Raw genomic sequence first — 26400 nt, 5'->3', positions numbered from 1 at the left:
ATGGGGCGCGCGGCACCACCGGGATCTCGCACCGTCGTCCAGGGAGCGGACAGATCGTGATCAGCAGCCACAACGAACCGCGGCCGAGCGACCTCGGCGACGTCCGGACGGCCAACCGTGCCGTGGTGCTGCGCCACGTCCGCCGGCACGCGCCCTGCTCCCGCGCCGACATCGCGGCGCACACCGGGCTGAACAAGGCCACCGTGTCCAGCCTGGTCGGTGAGCTGGTCGAGCGGCGACTGCTGCGCGAGACCGGGCTGACCGAGAACCGGGTCGGCCGCCCCGCGACGATGCTCGTCCTCGACGGCGCCCCGTACGCGGCGCTGGGCATGCAGATCGGCGCCGACGAGCTGGTGGTGCTCGCCACCGACCTGGCCGGCACCCGGCTGCTCACCTGGCGGCGGGCCTTCGCCGCGCCGTCGTCCTCCCCCGCCGAGACCGTACGCGCGCTGGCGGCCCTGGCCCGACGGGCGATCACCCGGCTGACCGGGCAGGGCCGCCGCGTCCTCGGCCTGAGTGTGGGCGTGCCCGGCCTCGTCAACGCCGACGGCGCCGTGCCCCGGGCCACCGCGCTCAACTGGCGGGACGTGGCCCTCGCCGCCGACCTGCGCGCCGCGCTGCGCGAGCCCGACCTCGCCGTCGACGTCGACACCGACGCCAACCTCGCCGCCCTGGCCGAGCACCGCCACGGCGCGTACGCCGGAGCTGCCCACCTCGTGCATCTCACCGGCGGCGCCTCGGTCGGCGCCGGGATCGTCGCCGACGGCCGGCTGCTGCGCGGCGCACGGGGGTTCGCCGGCGAGGTCGGGCATCTCACGCTCGACCCGGCCGGCCCCGGCTGCGCCTGCGGTCGGCGCGGCTGCCTGGTCGCGTACGCCGGGCTGCCGGCGGTGGTCGGCCGCCTGCTGCCCGACACCCGGCAGGACGGGCCGGTCACCGACTTCCTGCCCGAGATCCAGCGGATCCAGGCGCTGGCCCGCCAGGACGACCCCACCGTCCTGGCCGGGCTGGCCGACGTGGGCTGCCACCTCGGGCACGCCGCGTCCGTGCTGGCCAACCTGCTCAACCCGCAGGCCGTCGTGGTCGGCGGGCACTTCGCGGCCCTGGCCCCCTGGCTGCTGCCGGCGGCCCGGACGGAGTTCGCCGCGCGCACCCACGCCCCGGCCGCCGGCGGCTGCCTGCTCGACGCCTCCACCCTGGACTCGTCCGCCACCGCGCTCGGCGGCGCCACCGCCGCCCTCGCCGCCGTCGAGTCGGGGCGGCTGCCCGCGGCGTGATCCCGGGACCCGCCGGGCCTTGACCGCCACCGGCCCCGGGTGCCAACCTCGAACCGCCGCCTCGTGGTTCGGGCACCCGGGCGGCATGTCTCGGGCAGTCGTCGAAGCGCTTCACCGCTTCCGGGCCGGCGACCGCCACCCCCTCACACGGCGATGCCGCTCGCGCCACCGTTCGTCGAAGCGCTTCGACACAGGCGTCGGGCGGACCCACGGAAGGCGACCCGACCCATGACCCACCACCACGCCCCCGCCCCGGAAGCCCTCGTCGACGACCTGCTGGGCCGGCTCACCCTGCCGGAGAAGCTCGGCCTGCTGCACCAGTGGCAGGCGGCCGTGCCCCGGCTGGGCCTGCCCCCGTTCCGCACCGGCACCGAGGCGCTGCACGGGGTGGCGTGGCTCGGCGAGGCCACCGTCTTCCCGCAGGCGCTCGGCCTCGCCAGCAGCTGGAACCCCGAGCTGGTCCGGGCCGTCGGCGCCGCCGTCGGCGACGAGGTGCGCGCCAAGCACCACGCCGACCCCGGGCGGGTCGGCCTCAACGTCTGGGCGCCGGTGGTCAACCCGCTGCGCGACCCCCGCTGGGGACGCAACGAGGAGGGCTGGTCCGAGGATCCGTGGCTGACCGGCCGGCTCGCCACCGCGTACGCCGAAGGGCTGCGCGGCGGGCACCCTGATCGGCTGCGTACGGCGCCGACGATCAAGCACTTCCTCGGCTACAACAACGAGACCGACCGGGCCACCACCTCCAGCGACCTGTCCCCCCGGGTGCTGCACGAGTACGAGCTGCCCGCCTTCCGCGCCCCGCTGGCCGCCGGCGCGGCCGTCGCCGTGATGGCCTCCTACAACCTGGTCAACGGGGTGCCGGCCCACCTGAGCCCGCTCATCGCCGACGAGCTGCGCCGCTTCGCGCCCGAAGAGCTGATGGTGGTCGGCGACGCCGGCGCGGTGAGCAACATCGCCGGGGTGCAGGGCCACCTGCCCGACCACGTCGACGGCTACGCCGCCGCCCTGCGCGCCGGCATCGACAGCTTCACCGAGGACGACGCCGACAGCGCCCCCACCGTTGCGCGGCTCACCGAGGCGATCGAGCGGGGGCTGATCACCGCCGCCGACGTGGACCGCGCCGTGCGGCGGATCCTCACCGTCCGGGTCCGCCTCGGCGACCTGGACCCGCCGGGTGACGACCCCTTCGCGGGCGTCGCGCCGGACGCCGTCGGCCGCCCCGCGCACCGCGACCTGGCCCGGGAGGCGGCCCGTCAGTCGATCGTGCTGCTGCGCAACGACGGGCTGCTCCCGCTCACCGACCCGACGCTGCGGGTGGCCGTGCTCGGCCCGCTGGCCGACGCCGTGCACACCGACTGGTACAGCGGCACCCCGCCGTACGCGGTCACCGCGTACCAGGGGCTCGTCGGGCGGCTGGCCGCCGTCACCACCCACCCCGGCGCCGACCGCATCGCGTTGCGCGTCGGCGGGCGGTACGTCGGCTGCCCGGACAGCCCCGACGGCGGCCCGCTGAGCCTCGGCGCCGACGCCGCCGCGTTCGACGTCTTCGACTGGGGACGCGACGTGGTGGCGCTGCGCGCCGTGGGCAACGGCCGCCACGTCGGGGCCGACGAGGCCGGTCTGCTCGCCAACGACCGGCCGGGGCCGGGCGGCTGGGTGGTCCGGGAGACCTTCCGCCTCCAGGAGGGCCCCGGCGGCACCGTGCTGCTGCACCACCTCGCCTCCGGCCGGTACGTCACCGCCGACGCGCACGGACGGCTGCGCGCCGACGCCCCGACGCCGGACGACGCGACCCGGTTCACGATGGACCTGCTGGTCGACGGGGCCGCCGAGGCCGCCGCCCTGGCCGCCGACGCCGACGTGGCCGTGGTGGCGCTGGGCAACCACCCGATGGTCAACGGCCGCGAGACCGAGGACCGCGTCGACCTGGCCCTGCCCGCCGGGCAGGAGGCCCTGCTGCGGGCCGTGCACGCCGCCAACCCGCGCACCGTGCTGGTGCTCACCAGCAGCTACCCGTACGCGGTCGGCTGGGCCGAGGCGCACCTGCCGGCGGTGCTGTGGTCGTCGCACGGCGGCCAGGAACACGGCACCGCGCTGGGCGACGTGCTGGTGGGCGACGCCGAGCCCGGCGGCCGGCTCACCCAGACCTGGTACGCCGACGCCGCCGAGCTGCCCGACCTGCTCGACTACGACGTGATCGGCTCCGACGCCACCTACCTGTACCACCGGGGCGACCCGCTGTACCCGTTCGGCCACGGGCTCAGCTACACCCGCTTCGACTACGCTGGCCTCCGGTTGAGCGCCGCCGAGGCCACCGCAGGCGAGGAGGTCGAGGTGAGCGTCGAGGTCACCAATGCCGGCGACCGTCCCGGCGAGGAGATCGTGCAGCTCTACACGCGCCAGCGCCGCTCCCGCGTCAAGCAGCCGCTGCGCCAGCTGCGGGACTTCGCCCGGGTCAGCCTCGCGCCCGGGCAGCGGCAGGTGGTCCGGCTGCGGCTGCGTACCGCCGAGCTGAGCTGGTGGGACGAGACGCGGGGCCGCCGGGTGGTGGAGGACGCCACCCACACCGTCCTCGTCGGACGCTCCGCGCGCGACGTGCGGCTGGTCGGCGCCCTCGCCGTACGCGGCGACGAGACGGCCGGTGGCCGGGCGGCGGTGCCGGCGTCGGGGCGGGCGCGGTGAGCGGCTCGCGCGGGCGCCCGTCGCCGGAGCAGCCGACCATCGCCGACGTCGCCCGGCACGCCGGGGTCGCGGTGAGCACCGTGTCGTACGTGCTCAGCGGCAAGCGCGCCATCTCCGAGGTCACCCGCAACCGGGTGCTGGCCAGCATCCGGCTGCTCGGCTACCACCCGCACGCCGGGGCGCGAGCCCTGGCCAGCCGCCGCGCCAACGTGATCGCGCTGGTCCTGCCGCTGCGCGCCGGGATGCAGGTGCCCGTGGTGATGCAGTTCGCCATGGCCGTGGTCACCACCGCCCGCCGCTTCGACCACGACGTGCTGCTGGTCACCTCCGACGAGGGCCCCGCCGGCCTGCGGCGCGTCGCCGCCACCGCCCTGGTCGACGGCGTCCTGGTCATGGACGTGGAGCTGGACGACCCCCGGGTGCCGCTGCTGCGGGAGCTGGCCCGGCCCAGCGTCCTGATCGGTCTGCCCGCCGACGCCAGCGGCCTGACCTGTGTGGACCTGGACTTCCACCGGGCCGGATGGGCGTGCGTGGCGCACCTGGCGGGGCTGGGGCACCGGCGCGTGGCGCTGCTCGGCGCGCCCGCCGCCGTCTACGACCGGGGTACGGGCTTCGCGCACCGCACCCGCGCCGGCGTGGTCGAGGCCGCCGCCGGGCACGGCGTCGACGCGGTGACGCTGCCCTGCGAGGAGGGCGCGGTCGCCGTCCGCCGCAGCCTCACCGACCTGCTGGAACGCCACCCCGACGTGTCGGGTCTGATCGTGCAGAACGAGGCCGCCGTGGATCCGGTGCTGGCCACGCTGCCCGCCCTGGGCCGGCGGGTGCCGCGCGACGTGTCGGTGGTGGCCGTCTGCCCGGACCGCTTCGCCGAGCAGGCCAGCCCGATGCTCACCGCCGTGCCGGTGCCCGCCGAGGAGATCGGCACGCGGGCCGTGGCGCTGCTGATGGGCAAGCTCGACGGCGAGGCCGTGCCGGAGGTCACCCTGCTGCCGCCCCGGCTGACCGTACGCGACAGCACCGCCGCTCCCGCCCCGACGGCGAGGACCGGCCGGTGACGGGCGGGCCACCGCCCGCCGTGCACCGCATCGTCGACACCGCCCCCGCCACCCGCTGGGAGGACGCCTTCCTCTCCGGCAACGGCGAGGCCGGCATCATGGTGTACGGCCGGCCGCACGCCGAGCGCATCGTCGTCAACCACCACCGTTTCGTCCTGCCCAACGGCACCCGCGACGCCCGGCCGCCCGAGCTGGCCGCCCTGCTGCCGCGCGTGCGCGAGCTGATCCTCGCCGGCCGGCGCGCCGAGGCCAGTCGGCTGCTCGCCGGCGACGGGGTGCTGCGCTGGACACAGTCGTTCCATCCCGGCTTCGCCCTCACCATCGACGCCGTGGCGCCCGGTCCGGTCGACGACTACCGGCGGCGCACCGAGTTCGGCACCGGGGAGGTCGTCGTCGAGTGGGCGGGCGGGCGGCGGCGCTCGTTCGTCTCGCGGGCCGACGCGCTGGTGGTCACCCACGTCAACGCGGGCGCCTGCGAGGTGGGCGTCACCGGCGAGCTGCCCGGCCGGCCGGAGTCGGTGCGCTACACCGTCGCCGCGTACCGCCGGGGCGGTCTGGTGTTCCTGCGGGTACGGGGCCGCTACCCCGACGCGGGCGGCGCGTACGGCTTCGAGGGGCTCACCCTGCTGCGCGGCGACGTGGCGGTCGTCGGCGGCGACCGGGTAGTGGTGCGCGGCCCGGCGCTGCTGATGACGGCGCTCGACCGGCCCGACACACCGCCGTGGCGCACCGGCGACCTGGAGGAGCTGCTGGCCGCCCACGCCGACGCCGACTACGACAGGCTGCTGGGCCGGCACGTGGCGCTGCACGGACGTGCCTACCGGCGGGTGAGCCTGGACCTGGCGGTGCCGGCCGCGCAGCGGGACCTGCCCGTGGGTGAGCTGATCGCGGCGCAGAACGCCGACCCGGGCACGCTGTGCCCGGCGCTGCTGGAGCGGGTGTTCCACGCCGGGCGGTACCTGCTGCTCAGCTCCAGCGGGGTGCTGCCGCCCCGGCTGACCGGGTTGTGGCTCGGCTCGTGGGACGCCGCCTGGGCCGGCGACTTCACCACCGACGCCAACCTGAACCTGCAACTGGCCGGCGCGAACGTGGGCGCCCTGCCGGAGGTGACCGCCGCGCACGCGAACCTGGTGCGCGGGCAGGTCGACGACTGGCGGCGCAACGCGCGGGCGATCTACGGCGCCCGGGGCCTGCTGGCGCCGAGCCGTACCGACGGCGAGCACGGGCACCTGTTCCACCTGCACGAGGACTGGCCGTTCGCGGCGTGGCTGCCCGGCGCGCACTGGCTGCTGCACCCGCTGTACGAGCACCATCTGGTCACCGGCGCGCCCCTCGGGGAGGTCGCCGGCTGGCTGGTGGAGGTGGCGGACTTCTTCTCCGACGTCCTCACCGTCACCGACGAGGCGGGCACGGTGGTGCTCGTGCCGTCGTACTCGGCGGAGACCGGCCCGTACGACGAACGGGGGCGGGCGGTGCACGTGGCCGTGAACGCCACGATGGACATCGCCGCCGCCCGGCACGCCCTGCGCACCGCCGCCGAGGTGAGCGGCGTCGACCGGTGGGCGGGGCTGCGGCGGCGGCTGCCCGCGTACCGGGTGGACGGGCGCGGCGCGCTGGCCGAGTGGGCCTGGCCCGGCTACCACGGCGACGACGATCATCGGCACGTCAGCCACCTCTACCCGGTGTGGCCGCTGGACGAGATCGACCCGGACGACACCCCCGAGCTGGCGCGGGCCGCGCACCGGGCGCTGACGCTGCGCGGCGACGAGAACCTGTCGGCGCACGGCAGCCTGCACCGGGCGCTGGCCGCCGCCCGCCTGCGCGACGGCGCCCTGACCGCCGCGAACCTGCGGAAGATCCTCGGCAACGACATGTTCTTCCGGTCCCTGATGAGCGCGCACAACCCGGGTCTGGTGACCTACAACGCCGACGCCGCGCACACCCTGCCAGCGGTGCTGATCGAGGCGCTGGTGCAGTCGCGTCCGGGGCTGCTGCGGCTGCTGCCGGCCCCGCTGCCGGGCCTGGACGCCGGGGTGCTGCGCGGCGTGGCCTGCCGGGGACGCGTCGGCGTCGAGGAGCTGTCCTGGTCGCCGGGGCGGGTGCGGGTCCGCCTGCTCTCCCCTGTCGCGCAGCGGCTGCGGGTGCGCAGCCCGTACGGCGGGCGCGACGTGGACCTGGTGGCGGCGACGCCGGTCGAGGTGGCCTTCGGCGCGCCGGAGCAACGGGCGGTGGCCGGGCAGCGGTGATCTCGTGCGCCCGGCCACCTACGGGCGGGCCACGCTCAGAGCGCGTCGGGCCGGCCGAGCGCCGGATGCCGTTCGCCGGGCGCGGCATGCCAGACGGGGGCGTCCTCGCGCAGCGCGGTGTCGACGCGCAGTCGCACCCAGTCGTTGACCTCGGGCAGGTCGGCCGGGTCGAACCAGGCCACCTCGATGGACTCGTCGTCGTTGACGCGCGGCTCGCCGCCGACCACCCGGCACCGGAACCACACTTGCAGGTACTCGCAGACGTCGCCGTTGGGGTAGACCACGGGATGGGTGGCGAGGCCGGCGAGACGCTCGATGCGCACGTGCACGCCGGTCTCCTCGTACACCTCCCGCACGACGGCGTCGGCGGGTTGCTCGCCGGGGTCGATGATGCCGGCCGGTACCGACCAGTGCCCGTTGTCGGCGCGCCGGGCCAGCAACACCCGCCCGGCGTCGTCGCGCACGACCGCGCTGACGCCGGGCAGCAGGAGCAGGTCGTGCCCGATCTGGGCGCGCATCCGGGCGACGTACGGGGGGATGGGCACGTCGGCCACCCTAGCCGGTGCCGGCGCGGTGCCGGCGCAGCATCCCGGCGGCCAGCGGCGCGGCGTCCAGGTCACCGGCGGCGATCCGGGCGGCGACGGTACGGCGCACGAGCCGGTCGGCCAGCGCCGGGGCGTGCCGGGCGAGGGCCAGTTCGAGGCGCCCCCGCCGGGTGGTGGCCACGTCCCGGGGTACCCGCCGGGCGGTGGCGGCGCGCAGGATCGCCGCGACGACCCCCTGCACCGGTTCCGGACGGGACACTGCCCGCAGGGACAGGCCGGCGTCGGCGGTGCTGTCGTGGATCGGTGAGGCGACCATGCTCGGGTAGACGACGCTCACCCCGACGTGGGTGCCCACCTCGTGGCGCAGCGCGTCGGCGTAGGCGACCAGGGCCCGCTTGCTGACCCCGTACGCGGCGGCCAGGGGCAGCGGCAGCAGGGCCATCCGGCTGGCGACGAAGACCACCCGGCCGCGGGCGGCCTCCAGGGCGGGCAGCGCGGCGGCGGTGGTCCGCCAGGCGGCGAGCAGGTTCACCTCCAACTGCTGGCGCACCACCTCGTCCGGCGGCAGTTCCGCCGGGGCGGGCCCGCCCACGCCGGCGTTGTTGACCAGCAGGTCCAGCCCGCCGAGGCGCTCCACGGCGGCGGCGACGGTCGGTGTCACGGCGGCGGGGTCGGTCAGGTCGCAGCCGAGCACCGGTACGCCGTCGACGGTGCCGGCCTGGCGGTCGACGCCGACGACCCGTGCCCCGGCGGCGGTGAGCGCGGCGCACAGGTGCCGGCCGAAGGTGCCGCTGGCCCCGGTCACCAGCACCCGGCGGCCCGGCAGGGCGCTCATGTCGCGGCTCCGGTGGCGCGGGCGCGGCGGGCGCCGGCGACCAGTTCCCGTCTCAGTTCTGCCAGGTACGCGTCGAAGTCCACCCGCATGGCGGGTCGGCGCTGCCCCCAGCGGGCGGTGGCGGCGCGCAGCTCGGCCCGGCAGGCGGCGCGCTGCGCGTGCGGCTCGGGCAGCGCGTAGCGGCCGGACAGCTGCGCGGCGACCAGTTTGGCCTGCGCCTCGACCAGTGGGAACGCGGCGCCGGTGGACTGCATCAGCCCCACGAACGCCAGGCCGGGCGCGTCGAGGTGGAACACGTGCCGGTACAGCGGCAGGGTGTCCGCGCCGTCGCCGAGCAGCGCGGGGTCGAGGAAGGGGACCTGCACCCGGTAGCCGGTGCACCAGATCACCAGGTCGACCTCGTCGACGCGGCCGTCGGTGAAGGTGACCCGCTCGCCGTCGAAGCCGGCGATGCCGGGGCGGGGCTCGATCTCGCCGTGGGTCAGCCGCGACAGCAGCCCGTCGGACAGCGTCGGGTGGTCCTGGAGGAAGCCGTGGGTGGGGGCGGGCAGGCCGTAGCGGGTGGGTGGGCCGACGGTCGCGGTGAGCAGCCGCTGGGTGATGCGCTGGCGCAGCCGCCACGGCAGCCGCCGGGCCAGGGCGCCGTTGAGGGTGTCCGACGGGCGCCCCAGCAGGTGTTTCGGCACCACCCAGACGCCCCGACGCAGTGACAGCAGGGTGCGCCGGGCCGCGTAGGAGGCGTCCACGGCGATGTCCATCGCGGAGTTGCCGCCGCCGACGACCAGGACCCGCCGGCCGGCGAGCTGCTCGGGCCCCCGGTAGGCGTGGCTGTGCAGCTGCTCGGCGGTGCAGGCGCCCGGCGGCGTGGGGGTGGGCGGTTTCGGCACCCGGTTGTGGCCGTTGGCGACGACGACGGCGTCGACGCTGACGTCGACGGGGCCGTCGGGTCCGGCGGCGTGCACGCTCCAGCGGCCGTCGCCGCCGCGTTCGACCCGCTCGACGGTGTGCCGCAGCCGTACCGCGTCGTGCAGGGCGAAGCGGTCGGCGTAGTCGGTGAGCCAGCCGGCGACGCGGGCGTGGTCGGGGTAGTCCGGCCAGTGCGCCGGCATCGGGTGGTCGGCGAACTCGGTGCGCGCCTTGCTGGTGTTCAGGTGCAGGGTCCGGTACGCCGGCGAGCCGGGGGCCCCGTACACCCAGAGGCCGCCGACCCGCCCGGCCGCCTCGAAGCCGACGGCGGGCACGCCGGCGTCGGCGAGGGCCTTGAGGGTGGCCAGTCCGGCCGCACCCGCGCCGATGACCGCCACGGACGGCTGCGCACCCATCGCCGGCTCCTTCCCGTTAATCCAACGTGCGTTGGATAATGGCCCGGTACGCCTCGGCACGTCAAGGCGTCGCCGGCCCGTACAGCCCGTCGAGGAAGCGGTGCACGAAGGCGCGGAACTCCCGCCGCTGGCGCGCCTGCGAACCCCCGCCCGCGGCCAGGGCCACCACGTGCCCGTGCACCGCCCACACCAGGCTGCGCACCGTCACGTGCGGCGCCGGCTCGACCAGCGCGCCGGCCCCCGCGGCGGCGGTGAGCAGGTCCGCGACGAGCCGGTACAGCGGCGCGGCGTAGCGCTCGTCGAGTTCGGCGTGCCGCTGCGGCTCCAGCCAGCGGCGCAGCCACAACGCGGTGGTCTCCGGCCGGTCCTCCAGGAAGTCCACGAACACGTCCACCAGGTCGTGCAGCGCCCGCCGGACCTCGGTCGGCCCGCTGTCGAGCGCCTGCCGGGCGCGCACCGCCGCCGCCTCGAGCACGTCGCGCTCGGCGTCGAAGACCCGCGCGAAGCAGGCGTCGTAGAGCTGCGCCTTCGTACCCGTGTGGTGCGAGACCGTGGCCACGTCGACGCCGGCCGCCGCCGCGACCTCCCGCAGCCCGACGGCGTCGAAGCCCCGCCGGGCGAACAGCGCGGTCGCGGCGGCGAGCACCACCTCCCGGGTGGGTCGGGTCTCCTCGCGGCGGGGCCGCCCGGGTCGGCGGCGGGGCATGGTCATGGCCGCCATTCTGCCCCTACAATCCAGCATCCGTTGGATTGCGGGCGGCGTGCCCGCAGAGGAGGCCGTCATGACCGGGCTCGACCAGCAGCCGGCCGGCACGCGCAGCGCCACCCTGCCCCGCGGGCCGTTGCTCGGCTTCGCCGCCGGTTCCCTCGGCATGGGCGTCTGGGTGACGGTCCCCGGTCTGCTGCTGCTCTACTTCCTCACCGACGTGCTGGCCGTCGCCCCCTGGCTCGCCGGCCTGGCGCTGCTGCTGCCGAAGGTCGCCGACGTCCTGCTGCACCCCTGGATCGGGCACCGCTGCGACGTCGAACAGACCCGCCGGGGCGACCGACGGCGGCTGCTGCTGCTCGGCTGCGCCCTGCCGCTGGCCTTCGCCGCCCTGTTCGCCGTGCCCGGCGCGCTCACCGGCGCGCCGGCCGCCGCCTGGGTGGCGCTCGCCTTCGTCGCCGGCAACCTGCTCTTCGCCGCCTACCAGGTCCCCTACCTGGCCACCCCCGCCGACCTGCGCATCGGCTACCACGAACGCACCCGGCTGATGGCCTTCCGGATGGTGGTGCTGACCCTGGGCATCCTCGCCTCCGGGCTGCTGGCGCCGCTGCTCGCCGGCGGGCAGGACGCCACCCGGGGCGGCTACCAGCGGATGGGCGTGCTGCTGGCCGTCGGCATGCTGGCCACCATGCTGGTCGGGGTCGCCGGCATCGGTCGGCTGCGCCGGGCCGCCGCCGCGACGCCCGCACGGCACGGCGGCGGCTGGCGGGGCCTCGCCGTGGCGCTGCGCGACCGGCAGTTCCGGTGGCTGGTCGCCGCGTACCTGGCCATGTCGAGCACCACCCACCTGGTCCTGGCCGGCGTGCCCTACTACGCCGAGTACGAGCTGGGTCGCCCCGGGCTGACCACCGTGCTGGTGGCCGCCTTCGTCGCCCCGGCCCTGCTGGTCACCCCCGCCTGGCTGGTGGCAGCCCGCCGGGTCGGCAAACAACGGGCGCTGCTGGGCGCCCAGGGCGCCTTCGCGGCCGGCTCGCTGGTGCTCGCCGTCGGCCGTCCGGCGGGGCTGCCGTTGCTGGTGGCGGCCGTGGCGGTGCTCGGCGTCGCCTTCGCCGGCATGCAGCTGCTGCCGTTCTCGATGGTGCCCGACGTCATCCGTGCCAGCGGCGGCGCCGCCGGCACCTACACCGGGGTCTGGACGGCCACCGAGGCCACCGGCGCGGCGCTGGGCCCGTGGGCGTACTCGCTGTGCCTGGCAGCGGGCGGGTTCGTCGCCTCCACCGCCGGGGCCGGCGTCACCCAGCCCGACGGCGCGCTGGACGCGATCCGCTGGGGCTTCGGGCTGCTGCCCGCGGCAGCGATGCTCGTCGCGCTGCTGCTGCAACGCCGCTACACCCTGGACCGTACGGCCCGCACGGCCGACTGAGCAGCCGGGCCACCGGGCGTCCGCGCCGCACGCGGCGGCCACCGTTCCGTGCGTCAACCACCGTCCCCGTGCGTCGGCCACGTGCGAGGGCGGACCGGTCGGGCGCTGCGGCGGGGACCGGCGGGGCCCCGGCAGTAGACTGCGCCCTCGATGGACGCCGAGCCCACCTCCGTAGAGACCCGCCCCTGCGCCCACTGCGGACGCCAGGTGCCGCAGCGTGTCGGCGCCGGCCGGCCGTTCCGCTACTGCCGCGACAACGACGGCGCCTGCCAGCGGGCCTCCCGCAACAGCCGGATGCGGCACCGCAACGCCCCCGGCCTGCCCGGTCAGGTGGCCCGCACCTGGGAGGCCGTGGACCGGCTGGAGCAGGTCGCGGAGACCCTCGTCGACGCCCTGCACGCCGAGCTGTCCCCGGTCGGGGTGGAACGCCAGCTCGCCCAGGCCCGCGCCGACGCGGCCACGCAGGTCGCGGCGGCACAGACCGAGCGCGACGAGGCCCGCCGCGACGCCGAGGACGCCGCCGCGGCCGCCGTCCTGGCCCGCGAGCAGGCCCGCTCCGCCGCCGCCGAACGCGACGCCGCCCACACCGAGGCCCACTCCGCCGCCGAGCGGGCCACGGCGGCGATCGCCCGCGCCGACCGGGCGGAGGCCGCCCGCGACGAGGCCCGCCGGCAGGCCAGCGCCGCGGAGGCCCTGCGAACCCAGGCCGAACGCGACCGCGACCAGGCCCGTCACGAGCTGCGTGCGCTGCGCGTCGACGTCGACGCCGAGCGCCGCCGCGCCACCGAACTGACCGGCGAGCGCGACGCCGCCCGCGCCGACGCCGACCGGGCGACCCGCGCCGCCACGGAGGCCCTCGACCGCGCGCAGCGCCTGCACGCCGAAGCCGAACAGGCCCGCGAACGCGCCGAGCAGTCCCGCGCCGAGGCTGACGTCGCCCGCACGGCCGCCGCCGAGGCCGACACCGCCCGGCAGCGCGCCGAAGCGACCAGCCGCGACGCGGAGGCCGCCCGGCAGCGCGCCGAGGCGACCGCCGGGCAGGCCCGCGCGGAGGTGGCCGACCTCGCCGGGCACCGCGACACGCTGCGCGCCGAGCTGGCCGCCGCGCGCGAGACCGCCAGCGCCGCCGAGGGCCGCGCCGCCGACCTGGCCGTACGGCTGCGCGCCGCCGAGACCGACCGCGACGAGGCGCAGCGGCGCGCCGCCCAGCTCGCCGACCAGGTCAGCCACCTCGCCGCCGCCCTGGCGAACCTCGGCGCCCCCGGCCCCGCCCGGCAGGCGCCGTGAGCGAGGCGCACGCCGCCCAGCACCGGTACGGGTCTGCCCGGTGTCGACGTCGACCCGGCCGGCTGCGCGGCTAGAATTCAGATTCGCAGTTCAACCGTGCTCTGCCCTGGCGGACGCGGCCTCGGGAGGGTGTTCCCGCACCCTTCCCGAGGGTCCGTCGCACTGCGACGGCGGCTACTCGCAGAAGACCCGCACCTTGGCATCGGGCTGGTCGACCTCCACGGTCATCTCGTCGAGGTGCTCCACGAGCGTCTCGAGCTGTTCCGGCTTGAGCTGCGTCAGATCCAACGGCACACCCGACCTGTGCAGCTCGGCGTTGGCCTGACCCAGCGCCTGCGGCGGGATCAGGGCCGCCAGCCGCACGCCGGCCCGCAGCAGTTGCAGCGGCACCCGTACGTTGACCCGGCCCGGCTCGCCGTCGTCGACGGTGTCCACCACCACCCGCAGGTACTTCGCCCTGTTCCTGGGCCGGGCGTCGACACTCGAGGCCGCCGGCGGCTGGTCGCGTTCGAGCGCGGCGAGCAGTTGCTCGGCCTCCGCCGCGGTGATCCGGCCTTCGGCCAGCATGTCGAGGATGTCCTTGCGTTGTTCGGTCATCGGTTCCTCTCCTATCGGATGGCGACGAGCACGGCCGTGCGGCCCTGCTCGATGTCGACCCGGGTGCCGGGCAGTGCGCACACGACGCGCCAGGCGGTGCCGAGCGCGCGCGTGACGCTGACGCGGTACGCGAGACAGGCCACGGCCGCCACCAGCACGACCAGGGCCACGAGCGGTGCGCACACGAGCACGACGGGAAGCACCGGGACGCGGATCCGCACGGGACGGCCGGCGGGGCGTCGCACCCGTACGGTCACCGACCGCGGCATCACGCGCGGCCCTCCAGTTCGGCGACCGCCTGCTGCGCGGTGATCTCGCCGCGACGCAGCCGGCCGATGACGTCGGCCCGCGACGGCGCCGGATCGGTCTCGACGAAGTCGAGCATCTGCGTGATCCGGTTGAGTCGTGACTTGACCGTCGGGTAGCTCACCCCGAAGATCCGTTCCATCTCCTTGATGGACCCGTGGCACCGCACGAACGCCGTGACGAAGACCTGGTCCTCGACGTTGAGCTGGGCCAGCTGCGGGAGCTCGAACTCGCCCTCGATCGCGACGCCGTTGCCTGTCAGGCGCACCCGCTCGACGACGAACGGCTGGCCCCGGGTCAGGTTCGTCAGTTCCTGCCAGTCCATCGCCTGCTCTGTCATGTCTAAAGTTATACCCGCCAAGGCCTTAACTTTGAAGATGTCGACCTTGATTTTCTTGGTTCGGGTTCGCCGCCTCTCCGGGCCGAGGCGCGTCGCCGTTGCCGGGCAGGGCCGCTCGCTGTCGTCGTTGCTCTCCGACGGCGACAGCGAGCGCGTACGCGCCGCCGCGTCCACGCGTTGAGCACCGCGCCGCCCGGGGCAGCCGGACGGGACGTCGGCGGGTCATGATGCCGGGGTGGGAAAGACACATGAGCGCATCGAGGGCCGCCTGCGCGCCTTCATCGAGCAGCAGCCGCTGTTCTTCACCGCCACGGCCCCGCTGTCGGCCGACGGCACCATCAACCTGTCCCCGAAGGGGCTGCGCGGCTCGTGGGCGGTGCTCGACGCGCACACGGTGGCCTACCTGGACTTCGCGGGCAGCAACGCCGAGACGATCGCCCACCTGCGGGAGAACGGCCGGATCACCCTCATGTGGTGCGCCTTCGAGGGACCGCCGAACATCGTGCGGGTGCACGGGCGCGGCGAGCCCGTGTTCCGCGACGACGCCCGCTGGCGGGAGCTGATGGGCCACTTCCCCGACATCGACCCCACCGTGCACGGCCTGCGGGCGATCATCGTCGTACGCGCCGAACTGATCCGCGACACCTGCGGCTACGCGGTGCCGTTCATGTCCTACGACGCCGACCGCGACCTGCACGGCCAGCGCTTCGCCCGGGAGGACGACGCGTCGCTGAGCGACTACTTCGCCGGCAAGGACCACGTGGCGCACAGCATCGACGGCCTGCCGGGCCTGCCACTGCCGCTGCCACCGACCCCGGCGAGCTGAACCGCCGCCGCACATCTGGTGCCACCGTCGGCACGAGCAAGCACGCGCCGGCGCGTCACCGGCCAGCGCGAGCTGCGCCGACGCGGGGCGGCTACCATCGCCGTTGGCACCGCGGAGACACCGCAGGACCCGACCCGGCGCGGGACGATCCCGCCGGGCAGCTGGCATGGCCCGCTACCCTTGTGCAGGCCCGCCCGGGCATCCGGGCGGGAATGGCCCGGCGGGAACGGACCGTTACACCGAGTAGACCAGCACCACGAACGAGGGGAAGTCGATCATGGGCGAGCGTATGCTGCGTGGCAGCCGTCTGGGCGCGGTCAGCTACGAATCCGACCGCAACACGGAGCTCGCGCCGCGTCAGACCCGCGAGTACCTCTGCGCCAAGGGCCACCAGTTCGAGGTCCCGTTCGCCGTCGACGCCGAGGTCCCCACGACCTGGGAATGCAAGTTCGACGGCAGCGTGGCCCGGCTGGTCGACGGCAGCGAGCCGGAGCAGAAGAAGGCCAAGCCGCCGCGCACCCACTGGGACATGCTGCTGGAGCGGCGCTCCATCGCCGAACTGGAGGACATCCTCGCCGAGCGGCTGCAGGAGGTCCGCACCCGCCGCGGCCGCGCCTGAGCCACACCCGCACACGACGGCGCCCCGGGAGCGATGCTCCCGGGGCGCCGTCGTGTGCGACTCAGTTACGGCCGGGCTCCACGATCTCACCCTCGATGGCCCGACCCCCGTCGACGACGACGGTCGGCTCCGCCGCCGGCGGCTCCGCCGGCGCGGCCGCGCCCCGACGCACCCGCACCCGCCGCGGCCCGAACAGGTCACCGGCCACCATCGACGACACCCGCCGCTCCGCCGCCCGCTGCACCCCGCCGCGCGCCAACCGGCGCACCGGCGGCACCAGCAACAACATTCCCACCAGGCCGCTGATCAGGCCCGGCAACGCCAGCAGCAGCGCACCGAGCAACCCGACGAGACCGTCGGTGACCTGCCGGCCCGGCGGCTGCCCGGCCTGCGCGGACGCCTTGAAGCCCCGCCAGGCGCGCATCCCCTCGCGCCGCAGCAGCACCAGCCCGAGCAGCGACGCCGCGAACACCGCCAGCAGCGCCGAACCGAACCCGATCGCCCGCCCCACCACGACGAACACCACCAGCTCCAGCAGCACCGCCGCCAACAGGGCCAGCGGCACAAACCTCAGTCCTCGGCGCATCTCACCCCACTCACCATCCGCGGCGCCCCGACGCGGGCCACCCGCGCGGGCACCGGCGCCCCGTCCAGCATGACACGCCGCCGCTCAGGGCCACCGGACCTGACCGGTGGGGGTGCCGTGCAGGCCCCGCCGCAACGCCACCCGCCGGTCCTGCACCGCCCACGTCGTGATCCGCCACAGCGCCTCCGCCACGATCAACGGACTCATCTTGCTGCTGCCGCGCTCCCGCTCCGCGAACGTGATCGGCACCTCCACGATGCGCGCCCCCGAACGGTGCGCCAACCGCGACAGCTCCACCTGGAACGAGTAGCCCTGCGAACAGACCGACTCCAGGTCGATGGCATCCAGGGCCGCCAACCGGTACACCCGGTAGCCGCCCGTGGCATCGGACAACGGCATACCCAACGCCAGCCGCGCGTACAGGTTGCCGCAACGCGACAACAGCAGCCGCCGCAGCGGCCAGTTCACCACCCGCGCTCCCCCGGTCCACCGCGAACCGATCACCACGTCGGCGTCGCGGGCCGCCGCCAACAGCGCGGGCAGATCCTCGGGGGCGTGCGAGCCGTCGGCGTCCATCTCCACCACCGCGTCGAAGCCACGCTCGCGGGCCCACGCGAACCCCGCCAGGTAGGCCGCCCCCAGTCCCTGCTTGCCCTCGCGGTGCAGCACGTGCACCCGGCCGTCAGCGCCCGCCAGGGCGTCGGCGACCGCGCCGGTACCGTCCGGGCTGTTGTCGTCGGCGACCAGGATCTCCACCGCCGGCGCGGCACGACGCACCCGCGCCACGATCCGCGCCACGTTGTCGGCCTCGTTGTAGGTCGGGATCACCACGAGCACCCGCCCCACCCCCGGCTGACCGGTGTCCGCCCGGGTACCGGTCGTCTCGCCCACCGTGCTTCCCCTCCGCCGGCGTACCGGCTGGTGTCAGCCGCCGTGGTGCCGGCGGCGCAGCACGACCGCGCCCGCCAGGGCCGCCACGGCCAGGGCGGCCAACGCCACCTCCGGCCACAGCCCGACCCGCGTGGCCAGGGTGCGCCCGTCGTCCAGCCGCAGCTGCCGCACCACGACCGCTCGGGTGTTGAACCCGGTGGCGTCGCTTACCCGCCCGTCCGGGGCAACGAACCCGGACACCCCGACCGTCGAGGCCATCAACGCCGGCCGGCCGTGCTCCACCGCCCGCAACCGCACCATGGCCAACTGCTGGCGCGCCTCGGCCACGTCGAACGTGGCGTTGTTGGTCTGCACCACCAGCAGCTGCGCCCCACCGGTCACCGTGTCACGCACCACCTCGTCGTAGGCGACCTCGAAGCAGATCACGTCGCCGAGCACCGCCGCCCCGCCGTCCAGCACCCCCGGCTCGCTGCCCGGCACGAAATCGGCGCGCACCCGGTCGACCTGCTTGCTGACCATCCGGGCCAGCTCACGCATCGGCACGTACTCGGCGAACGGCACCGGATGCCGCTTGGTGTACAGCTGCGCCAGATCCGGGCCACTGCCGGGCCGCCACAGGATGCCCGCGTTGCGGACCTGACCGTCGCCCGGGCCACGCAGCACCGCACCCACCAGGATCGGGGCACCGACCGCGTCGGCGGCCTGCGAGATGCGCGCCCCCGCGTCGGTGTCGCGCAGCGGGTCGATGTCGCTGGAGTTCTCCGGCCACACCACCAGGTCGGGGCGGGGCCGCACGCCGGCGGCCACCTGCCCGGCCAGCTCGATCGTGGCGTCGACGTGGTTGTTCAGCACCGCCTGCCGCTGCGCGTTGAAGTCCAGGCCGAGACGCGGCACGTTGCCCTGCACGATCGCCACCGTCACCGCGTCGCCGCCCCCCACGGCGGCCACCGGCACCAGCAACCCCACCACGGGCACCGCGACCGCCCCCGCGCTCAGCGCAGCCACCGGCACCCACCAGCGCCGCCGCCCGCCCCACGGCCGCCACAGCGCCGCCACCAGCAGCCCACCGGTCAACGCCACCGCGAACGTCACCAACGGTGCCCCACCCCACGCCGCCAGCCGCAGCAGCGGCGAGTCGCCCTGACTGAACGCCAGGCGCCCCCACGGGAACCCGCCGAACGGCGTACGGTCGCGCAGCGCCTCCTGCCCCACCCACAACACCCCGGTCACCGCCGGCCAGCTCCACCGCACCCGGTCCACCAGCGGCGACACGTACGCGCCCGCCGCGCCCAGCAACGCCAAATAGCCGGCCTGCAACAGCGACAGCAGCACCCACGGCAGGTAGCCGGTGTGCAGGTTCGTCCAGCTCAACAGCGGCGCGAACAACGCCACCCCGGTCAGGAAACCCAGCCCCGCCCCGGCACGCAGCCGACGGCGGTGCGTCGCCGCCGCCAGCAACGCCACACCCAGCGGCGCCAGCGGCCACAGCCCGTACGGCGGAAACGCCGCCAGCAACGCCAGACCCGCCGCCACCGCCATCGGCGCGGCCACCCGCAACGGCAGCGCCCCCGCCCGCCCGGCAGGCCGGTCGTCGTCCCCGGTCGCCGCCGGTCGATTCCCCACGATCACGGGCCGAAGGCTACCCGCCCGTACCGCCGCCGCCCCGCCACGGCCCACCCGGCCGCTCTGCCCCGCCGCCAACGGACACCGGACACAAATCGGGGCGCGGCTCGCGCCGCGCCCCGATGCTCCCAGGCCCTTCCCGGCCGGTGGGGCGAGAATGAGCTGCGCCGACCTTCGGACCGACCCGACGCGGACTGGCTGCCCCCGCCTGGCCGTTGTCTACTGGCCGTGCACCTCACCCTGCCCGTACACCGGTAACCGCGGCCGGTTCGCGCCGCCCCGCCGACCCCCGCCCGCTGGACCTGGCCGCCGCGACGCACTGCTCACATGTCGCTCGGCCAGCGGACGAAGGGACGAAGCGAACAACAGCCGCTTCCCGTAGTAGGACTCAAAGACGGTACGGCGTACACCCCCGCCGCTGTCAACCCACCCGGGCCTGTCGTGTGATGTACCACGGCGTGTCGCGTCGGCGAGTCTCAATCCGTGCCCAGGTGCCGCCGCAACAACGCCACCGCCGCCACCGGATGCTCCGCCGCCAGCAGCCCACCGGCGGCCAGCACGTAGTCGACGTCGACCACCGGCCGGGCCGCCCGCGGCAACGGCCAACCGCCGGCATGATCGGTCAGCACCGCACCCAGCACACCGGCCGCGTCCACCGGCGCGGCATGCCGCAACACCCCACCCGAGCCCACCAGCAGCCGCACGTCACGCAGGTCCCGGCCGGCCCGCTCACCCGTCGCGGCCCCCCGCGCGTGCCGCCGCAACGCCACCGTCGCCGCCAACGCCGCGATCCGGGCATCCACCGCACGGTCCGCCTCCCCTGCGGGCAGGAAACCCGGCTCGGCGGCCCGCGCCGCCGCCCCCGCCGCCAGCGCGTCACGCTCCGCGTCGGTGAGCAGCCGCTCCTCCGCCGCCGCCCGCACCACCCCCGGCGCGCTCCACCGCATACCCAGATCGCCCTCGACCGTACGGGCCCGCCACAGCGACCCCGCCACCTCCCGCCCCGGCCCCGTCGCCCGCTCGTCCGGCGTCAACACCGAGTACACGTCCGTGGTGGCGCCCCCCACGTCCACCACCACCAGATCACCACCCAACGCGTCGGCCAGCACCTCCACCCCGGTCAACACCGCGTCGGGAGTGGCCGCGCGCACCAGCCGCGCGAACCGCGACCCCCGCGACAACCGCTTGCCGCCGATCACATGCCGCAGGAAAACCTCCCGGATCGCCGCCCGCGCCCCCGCCGGCGCCAACACCCCGATGCGCGGCAACACGTTGTCGGCCACCGTCACCGGCACCCCCGCCGCCGCCAGCACCGTATGCAGCTCCTCGCGGACCTCGACGTTGCCCGCCAACACCACCGGCACCCGCCAACGGGCCCGCGCCAGCCGCGTCGCGTTGTGCGTCAACGTCTCGGCGTCCCCACCGTCGGTGCCACCCACCAGCAGCACCACATCCGGGCGGGCCGCCCGCAACCCGGCCAGGTCCGCCGCGCCGAGCCGACCCGCCGCCACGTGCACCACGTTCGCACCCGCAGACAGGCCCACCCGCCGCCCCGCCTGCGCCGTCACCAGCCGCTCGTAGCCGATGACCGCCAACCGCAGCCCACCACCGGCCGACGAACACACGTACCACGGCGCGTCGCGCACACCAGCCAACCCGGCGGTCGCCGCCCCGACCGCCGCGTCCAGGCCGTGCAGCACGTCCGTACCCACCGTCGTCGGCGCCGACGACGCACCCACCAACGCGCCGACGTCGAGGTCCACCACCGCCACCTTCGTGTACGTGGACCCGACGTCGGCGCAGACCGCGTACCTCACGCCGCAGGCGGAACGACCACCGTGCCGGTCGCCGTGACCGCCACGATTGGCTCGTCGAGCACCTCCGCCGCCGACTCACCCCGGTCCGGACGCCCCCGACACACCACCGCCGCGACGAAGTCGATCGTGCGGCTCCGCGTACCCACCCGGGTCACCGTCGCCGTCACCTCCAACACGTCCCCCGCCTTCATCGGCGCCCGGAACTGCACATCCGAGTACGACGCGAACAACCCCTCGTCACCATCGGTGCGGATACACACCTCCGTGGCCACGTCCCCGAACAACCCCAACGCGTACGCCCCGTCGACCAGGTTGCCCGCGTAGTGGGCATGCGAATACGGCACGTACCGCCGGTGCACGACCGTCAGACCCACCCGGGAATCACTCATGCCTTCGCCTTCTTCTCGATCAACGCGTGCACCAGGAAACTCGCCACCTCACCCGGGGTCGTGCCCCGGCCGAAGATCCGATCCACGCCCAACTCACCGGCCATCGTCTCGTCGAAACGCGGCCCACCCACGATCAGCAGCGGCCGACGCCCCGCCGGCATCGCCTCCCGGAACGCCGCCGACATCTCCCGCGTGTTGTGCAGATGCGCATCCCGCTGCGTCACCACCTGCGACACCAGCACCGCATCCGCCCGCTCCACCCGGGCCGCCTCCACCAACTCCGGCACACTCACCTGCGCCCCCAGGTTGGTGACCTTCAACTCCCGGTAGTACTCCAGCCCCTTCTCACCGGCGATGCCCTTGACGTTGAGGATCGCGTCGATGCCGACCGTGTGCGCGTCCGTACCGATGCACGCCCCCACCACCGACAACTTGCGCCGCAACCGCCGCTTCACCACCGCGTTGACCTCCTTGGCGCTCAGCAGCGGAAAGTCCCGCTCCACCACCTGCACCGCCGACAGGTCCACCAGATGGTTCACCCGCCCGTACACCACGAAGAACGTGAAGCCCTCACTCATCGGCTTGGCGTGCACCAGCATCGCCGGGTCGATGCCCATCTTGTTCGCCAACTGCACCGCCGCGCCCTCGGCCCGCTTGTCGTGCGGCACCGGCAACGTGAACGACACCTGCACCATGCCGTCGCCCGTGGTGTCCCCGTACGGCCGCACGATCTTCTTCCCGGCAGCCCCGCCGCCGGCCTCCACAGCGCTCACGCGGCCGCCCCTTCCAGGATCTCGGTGGCCGGATTGAAGTAGCCGGCCTCGTGCGCGGCCACCCCCGCCAACCCCTTGCCCCGGTCCGCCGGCCGCTTCATGATCCCGAACGTGCCCTCGGCGATCGCCGTCAACAACGACTGCTCACCGATACGCTCCAACAGCTCGACCGCCTCCGAGAGCACCCGGTTGGCCCGCTGCTGGATGAACCCACCCGGCGCCGGCACGAAATCCTCATGCAACCCACCCGCCGCACCCAGCACGTACCGCACGTTCTGCAACGCGATGTCCCGATCCGACAACCACGGCGTCACCACCGCCTCGGTCATCATCCCCACCAGCAGAATCCCCTGCCCGGTCATCGTGCCCACCAGGTTGAAGAACCCGTCCAGCAGATTGCCCCGGAACACGTCACCCGTCATGTGCTTCGTCGGCGGCATCCACTTCAACGGCGCGTCCGGGAACAACTCCCGCGCCAACAACGCGTGCGCCAACTCCAACCGCAACGACTCCGGCACATCCGGATTGATCTCGAACGCGTGCCCCAGACCCAACTGCCAGTCCGCCAACCCCGCCTCGTGCGCGAAGAACTCGTTGAGCAACTGCGACACCGTCACCGTGTGCGCCTCGTCCACCGCGTCCGCCGTGGTCAGGTAGTTGTCCTCACCGGTGTTGATGACGATCCCCGCCCGCGCGTGCACCTGCCGCGAGAACCGCTGGTCCACGAACGTACGAATCGGATTGATGTCCCGGAACAGAATCCCGTACATCGAATCGTTCAACATCATGTCGAGCCGCTCCAGGCCCGCCAACGTCGCCATCTCCGGCATGCACAGACCCGACGCGTAGTTCGTCAACCGCACGTAGCGACCCAACTCCCGCGACGAGGAGTCCAACGCCGCCCGCATCAACCGGAAGTTCTCCTGCGTCGCGTACGTGCCCGCGAACCCCTCCCGCGTCGCACCCTCCGGCACGTAGTCCAACAACGACTGCCCCGTCGACCGGATCACCGCGATGACGTCCGCACCCGCCCGCGCCGCCGCCTGCGCCTGCGGAATGTCCTCGTAGATGTCCCCCGTCGCCACGATCAGATAGATCCACGGCCGCTGCTTCGGATCCCCGAACCGCTTCACCAGCCGGTCCCGCTCCGCCCGCCGCCGGTCGATCGCCCGCACCCCCGCACCGACCGCCCGCCGCGCCGCCCTCCGCGCCGCCGTGGCCGCCTTCCCCGTCGGCACCTCGAACCGCACCGACCCCGCCGCCGCCTTCTGCGCCAGCAACGTCACGTCGCCGATCTGCTCCCGGGCCAACGCGTCGAACACCGGCAACGCCACCCCGTGCCCCAACCCCACGTCCGCGACCACCGCGTCCACGAGCCGGTTCACCCACGGAATCCCGTCCGGATCGGCACCGGAAACACCGGCCAGCCGCAACACCGCCCGCTCCACCGACACCGTCGTGTGGCTACGCGCCAGATCCACCACCGGCTGACCCGCACGGCGCGCCAACTCCCGCGCCCGCGCCACCAACCGCGGATCCAGATCAAGCTTGCCCGTCACACCGTCACCCCACCCTGCGCCGCGACGGCGCCACACGCCGTACCGATGGATCGCTCGCTCACGAAGACCCTTCCTCGAAGATCACGTCACCACGCAACACCGTGCGCCGACACACCGGCAGCGGCGTCGGATCCTGCGGACCCCGCGCCTCCGGATCCGCCGCCAACAACACCGGCAAACCCCGCTCCACCCCCGCCGGCGTCGACCACACCGCGAACGTCGCCGGCGCCCCCAACGCCAACACACCCTCGTTGTCCAGCCGCACCGCCCGCCACCCACCACGGGTGTGCGCCGCGAACGCCGCCCGCACACTCATCCGCTGCGCCGGACTGTGATGCCACACCGCCGCCCGCACCGAACCCCACGGATCCAACGGCGTCACCGGCGAATCCGACCCGAACGCCAACGCCACCCCCACCGCGTGCATCGCACCCATCGGATTCGACTCCAACGACCGCGCCAAGCCCAACCGCGACTCGTACATCCGACCCGCACCACCCCACAACCGGTCGAACGCCGGCTGCATGCTCGCCACGATCCCGTACTCCACGAACCCCGCGATCAACCGCTTGTTCATGATCTCCGCGTGCTCGATGCGGTGCCGCGCCGCCCGCACCCGATCAGTGCCCAGCCGCTGCGCCGCCCCCGCGAAACCCTCCAACACCGTCGCGATCGCCGCGTCACCGATCGCGTGGAAACCACCCTGCACACCGTGCGCCGCACAGTCCAACAGATGCTCCCGCACCTGCTCCGCACTCAGATAACCGTGACCACACCCACCGTCACCGTCCAGGTAGTCCCGCGACACGTGCGCCGTACGCGACCCCAACGCCCCATCGGCGAACAGATCACCACCCGCCCCCACCGCACCCAACTCCCGGGCCCGCGCCGCACCACCCAGCTCACCCCAGTACCCGTACACCTCCGCCACGCCGTCACCCGACAACGCCAACAGACCCGTGAAGTCCTCCTCGTCGGAGATCTCCGGACCACCACACTCGTGCACCGCCGCGATACCCAACGACGCCGCGTGCCCCAACGCCGCCCGCTGCGCCGCCACCCGCTGCTCCCGCGTCACCGACGCGAACGCCGCCGCCCGCACCACGTGGTGCGCGTCGCGCCGCAACCACCCCGACGCGTCGTACCCCACCGCCGACACCACCTGCGGACACGCCGCCAGCAACGCCGCCGACACCAACGCCGAATGGATCGACGCCTGCGACAGATAGACCCGCCGCCCCCCGGCCGCCCGATCCACCATCGCCGCGTCCGGCAACCGCGGCACCGGCCAACTCGACTCGTCCCAGCCGTGCCCCAGCACCACCGCGTCCGACGGCAACCCCGCCGCGAACCCCGCCACCGCGTCCAACAACTCCGCCGCCGAACGCACCCCCGACAGGTCCAGCCCCGACAACGCCAACCCCGTGTCCGTGGCATGCACGTGCGCGTCCACGAACGCCGGCGTCACCAACGCCCCGTCCAGATCCACCACCCGATCGGCGGACGGCGCGTCCGCGTCCACCCCCAGCCAGGAGATCCTGCCGTCGGACACCAGCAGAGCCGTCGCGCTCGGATCGGCCGGGCAGTGCAGCGTCCCGCCGCGGTACAGAGTCGAGGGGTTCGTCATGACCATCAGTCTGCCGCGAGTCGCGCCTCGAACAACGCCCGCACCCCCGACTCCGACCGCAGCAGACCGAGCGCGAACTCCGCGTGCCCCGGCACGTAACCGTTGCCGACCAGCATCGTCACGTCCGCCGCCAGGCCCTCCGCCCCCAACGCCGCCGCCGCGAAACTCGTCGCCATCGAGAAGAACACCACCGTGCCGCCGTCCGCCGTCGCCAGCACCGCACCGTGCTCACAGCCCGGCACGTCCACGCACACCACCGTCACGTCCGCCGGCGCCCCCAACGCCGTCGTCACCGCCGTCGACAACGCCACCGGATCCCGGGCGTCGGCCAACGCCACCGCGTCCGCCAACCCCACCGCCGCCAGCGCGTCCCGCTCCGCCACCACCGGCACCACCCCGACCGTACGGGCGGCACCCGCCCGCCGCGCCGCCGCCAGCGACAGCGACCCGCTCTTGCCCGCGCCACCGATCACCGCCACCCGCACCGGCGCCGCGTCCCCCGCCCGCTCCCGCTCCGCCACGTACCGCGACACCACCCGCGCCGTCAGCGCCGGCGCCCCACACACGTCCAGCACCGCGAGGGACAGCTGCGCATCGAGATCCGCCGGCAGCACCGCCGCGATCGACCGGGCGAACAGGATCGCGTACCCGTCGCACGGCACCTGCTCGCTGCGCCCGTCCCAACGGGCCAACCCGTCGAGGATCGTCAGCGGCGTCAACGTCAGCGACACCAGGGTCGCCACCCGCTGCCCCGCCCGCAGCCCCAGCGGGGAGCGCCGCCCCGCCTCCTCCACCGTGCCGATCAGCATCCCGCCCGACCCCGTCACCGGGTTCTGCATCTTGCCCCGCGCGGACACGATCTGGAGCACCTCGGCGCGCACCGCGTCGCCGTCCCCGCCGTGCTTCTCCCACAACTGCCGGAAGCTCGCAGCGTCCAGGTTCAACCGCTCCACCCGGATACGCACCTCGTTCGGCGCGATCTCCGGACTCGCGTCCAGCCGCCACGCGGCCTGCGGCAGCACCCCCGCCGGTTCGACAACGCGGTGCAGACCCACCGGTGACGTCACGC

General features: G+C 74.8%; 23 protein-coding genes and 1 pseudogene. 8 read left to right on the top strand and 16 right to left on the bottom strand.

The window, feature by feature from the left end; genetic code table 11:
* Positions 1-56: 56 nt before the first annotated feature.
* The 4 genes from ACTMS2_RS25680 to ACTMS2_RS25665 all read left to right on the top strand — a co-directional run bounded on the left by ACTMS2_RS25680 (position 57) and on the right by ACTMS2_RS25665 (position 7260).
* A complete protein-coding gene (locus ACTMS2_RS25680) occupies positions 57-1277 on the top strand; it encodes an ROK family transcriptional regulator (RefSeq protein WP_441177693.1) in 1221 nt (406 codons plus the stop codon).
* Between the two features lie 228 nt (positions 1278-1505).
* Positions 1506-3959: a glycoside hydrolase family 3 C-terminal domain-containing protein gene (locus ACTMS2_RS25675; protein WP_441177692.1), complete on the top strand. Its 2454-nt coding sequence runs from the start codon at positions 1506-1508 to the stop codon at positions 3957-3959.
* Complete coding sequence (locus ACTMS2_RS25670; protein ID WP_441177691.1) at positions 3956-5014, top strand: LacI family DNA-binding transcriptional regulator; 1059 nt, start codon at positions 3956-3958, stop codon at positions 5012-5014. The genes ACTMS2_RS25675 and ACTMS2_RS25670 overlap by 4 nt, the downstream gene beginning before the upstream one ends.
* Positions 5011-7260, top strand: coding sequence for a glycosyl hydrolase family 95 catalytic domain-containing protein (locus ACTMS2_RS25665; RefSeq protein WP_441177690.1), 2250 nt, complete (start codon positions 5011-5013; stop codon positions 7258-7260). The genes ACTMS2_RS25670 and ACTMS2_RS25665 overlap by 4 nt, the downstream gene beginning before the upstream one ends.
* Positions 7261-7295: 35 nt before the next feature.
* On the opposite strand, the gene ACTMS2_RS25660 is transcribed toward ACTMS2_RS25665, so the two are convergent.
* The 4 genes from ACTMS2_RS25660 to ACTMS2_RS25645 form a co-directional block, all read right to left on the bottom strand.
* Positions 7296-7805 (bottom strand): NUDIX hydrolase, encoded by a 510-nt coding sequence (locus tag ACTMS2_RS25660; protein ID WP_441177689.1) that lies wholly within the window; start codon positions 7803-7805, stop codon positions 7296-7298.
* 10 nt (positions 7806-7815) lie between these two features.
* The gene (locus ACTMS2_RS25655; protein WP_441177688.1) at positions 7816-8640 is read right to left on the bottom strand and encodes an SDR family NAD(P)-dependent oxidoreductase; all 825 of its coding nucleotides are present in this window, start codon (positions 8638-8640) and stop codon (positions 7816-7818) included.
* Positions 8637-9962 (bottom strand): flavin-containing monooxygenase, encoded by a 1326-nt coding sequence (locus ACTMS2_RS25650; protein WP_441177687.1) that lies wholly within the window; start codon positions 9960-9962, stop codon positions 8637-8639. Before ACTMS2_RS25650 ends, ACTMS2_RS25655 begins: the two co-directional genes overlap by 4 nt.
* Positions 9963-10023: 61 nt before the next feature.
* The gene (locus ACTMS2_RS25645; protein ID WP_441177686.1) at positions 10024-10674 is read right to left on the bottom strand and encodes a TetR/AcrR family transcriptional regulator; all 651 of its coding nucleotides are present in this window, start codon (positions 10672-10674) and stop codon (positions 10024-10026) included.
* Positions 10675-10744: 70 nt separating this feature from the next.
* Between ACTMS2_RS25645 and ACTMS2_RS25640 the strand changes: the two genes are divergently transcribed.
* Positions 10745-12091 carry an MFS transporter gene (locus ACTMS2_RS25640; RefSeq protein WP_441177685.1) on the top strand — a complete coding sequence of 449 codons (1347 nt, stop codon included), beginning with the start codon at positions 10745-10747 and terminating at the stop codon, positions 12089-12091.
* 150 nt (positions 12092-12241) lie between these two features.
* Positions 12242-13378 (top strand): hypothetical protein, encoded by a 1137-nt coding sequence (locus ACTMS2_RS25635; RefSeq protein WP_441177684.1) that lies wholly within the window; start codon positions 12242-12244, stop codon positions 13376-13378.
* 174 nt (positions 13379-13552) lie between these two features.
* On the opposite strand, the gene ACTMS2_RS25630 is transcribed toward ACTMS2_RS25635, so the two are convergent.
* From ACTMS2_RS25630 to ACTMS2_RS25620, 3 genes are all read right to left on the bottom strand, one after another.
* Complete coding sequence (locus tag ACTMS2_RS25630) at positions 13553-13975, bottom strand: SHOCT-like domain-containing protein (protein ID WP_441177683.1); 423 nt, start codon at positions 13973-13975, stop codon at positions 13553-13555.
* A gap of 11 nt (positions 13976-13986) precedes the next feature.
* Positions 13987-14160, bottom strand: coding sequence for a hypothetical protein (locus ACTMS2_RS25625; protein ID WP_441177682.1), 174 nt, complete (start codon positions 14158-14160; stop codon positions 13987-13989).
* An 83-nt stretch (positions 14161-14243) separates the two neighbouring features.
* Positions 14244-14621 (bottom strand): DUF2089 domain-containing protein, encoded by a 378-nt coding sequence (locus ACTMS2_RS25620; RefSeq protein WP_441177681.1) that lies wholly within the window; start codon positions 14619-14621, stop codon positions 14244-14246.
* A 235-nt stretch (positions 14622-14856) separates the two neighbouring features.
* On the opposite strand from ACTMS2_RS25620, the gene ACTMS2_RS25615 reads away from it, so the two are divergent.
* Together ACTMS2_RS25615 and ACTMS2_RS25610 are read left to right on the top strand one after the other, a co-directional pair.
* Positions 14857-15447 (top strand): pyridoxamine 5'-phosphate oxidase family protein, encoded by a 591-nt coding sequence (locus tag ACTMS2_RS25615; protein ID WP_441177680.1) that lies wholly within the window; start codon positions 14857-14859, stop codon positions 15445-15447.
* Between the two features lie 277 nt (positions 15448-15724).
* Positions 15725-16066, top strand: a complete 342-nt coding sequence (locus tag ACTMS2_RS25610; protein WP_046564157.1) for an RNA polymerase-binding protein RbpA — start codon at positions 15725-15727, stop codon at positions 16064-16066.
* Positions 16067-16127: 61 nt separating this feature from the next.
* Here the strand turns inward: ACTMS2_RS25610 and ACTMS2_RS25605 are convergent, their stop codons facing one another.
* The 9 genes and pseudogenes from ACTMS2_RS25605 to ACTMS2_RS25565 all read right to left on the bottom strand — a co-directional run bounded on the left by ACTMS2_RS25605 (position 16128) and on the right by ACTMS2_RS25565 (position 26386).
* Complete coding sequence (locus ACTMS2_RS25605) at positions 16128-16652, bottom strand: FxsA family protein (RefSeq protein WP_441177679.1); 525 nt, start codon at positions 16650-16652, stop codon at positions 16128-16130.
* Between the two features lie 84 nt (positions 16653-16736).
* Positions 16737-17543 (bottom strand): polyprenol monophosphomannose synthase, encoded by an 807-nt coding sequence (locus ACTMS2_RS25600; RefSeq protein ID WP_441177678.1) that lies wholly within the window; start codon positions 17541-17543, stop codon positions 16737-16739.
* A pseudogene (gene lnt / locus ACTMS2_RS25595) lies at positions 17539-19244 on the bottom strand (apolipoprotein N-acyltransferase); the annotation flags it as partial. The gene ACTMS2_RS25600 and the pseudogene lnt, both read right to left, overlap by 5 nt.
* A gap of 398 nt (positions 19245-19642) precedes the next feature.
* Positions 19643-20983: a glutamate mutase L gene (locus ACTMS2_RS25590; protein WP_441177677.1), complete on the bottom strand. Its 1341-nt coding sequence runs from the start codon at positions 20981-20983 to the stop codon at positions 19643-19645.
* Positions 20980-21372, bottom strand: a complete 393-nt coding sequence (locus tag ACTMS2_RS25585; RefSeq protein WP_441177676.1) for a hotdog domain-containing protein — start codon at positions 21370-21372, stop codon at positions 20980-20982. The genes ACTMS2_RS25590 and ACTMS2_RS25585 overlap by 4 nt, the downstream gene beginning before the upstream one ends.
* Entirely contained in the window at positions 21369-22136 is a 768-nt protein-coding gene (locus ACTMS2_RS25580; RefSeq protein WP_393404009.1) for an OAM dimerization domain-containing protein, read from the bottom strand. The genes ACTMS2_RS25585 and ACTMS2_RS25580 overlap by 4 nt, the downstream gene beginning before the upstream one ends.
* 5 nt (positions 22137-22141) lie before the next feature.
* Entirely contained in the window at positions 22142-23704 is a 1563-nt protein-coding gene (locus ACTMS2_RS25575) for a lysine 5,6-aminomutase subunit alpha (protein ID WP_441177675.1), read from the bottom strand.
* Between the two features lie 58 nt (positions 23705-23762).
* A complete protein-coding gene (locus tag ACTMS2_RS25570) occupies positions 23763-25331 on the bottom strand; it encodes an amidohydrolase (protein ID WP_441177673.1) in 1569 nt (522 codons plus the stop codon).
* Between the two features lie 5 nt (positions 25332-25336).
* Entirely contained in the window at positions 25337-26386 is a 1050-nt protein-coding gene (locus ACTMS2_RS25565; protein ID WP_441177710.1) for a zinc-binding alcohol dehydrogenase, read from the bottom strand.
* Positions 26387-26400: the final 14 nt, after the last annotated feature.

The sequence above is a fragment of the Micromonospora sp. SD12 genome (assembly GCF_052068495.1).
In the GTDB taxonomy this organism is placed as follows: Bacteria; Actinomycetota; Actinomycetes; order Mycobacteriales; family Micromonosporaceae; genus Micromonospora; species Micromonospora echinofusca.
Note: the sequence above shows the minus strand (reverse complement) of the source record. Positions and strands in the feature narration are given on the sequence as shown.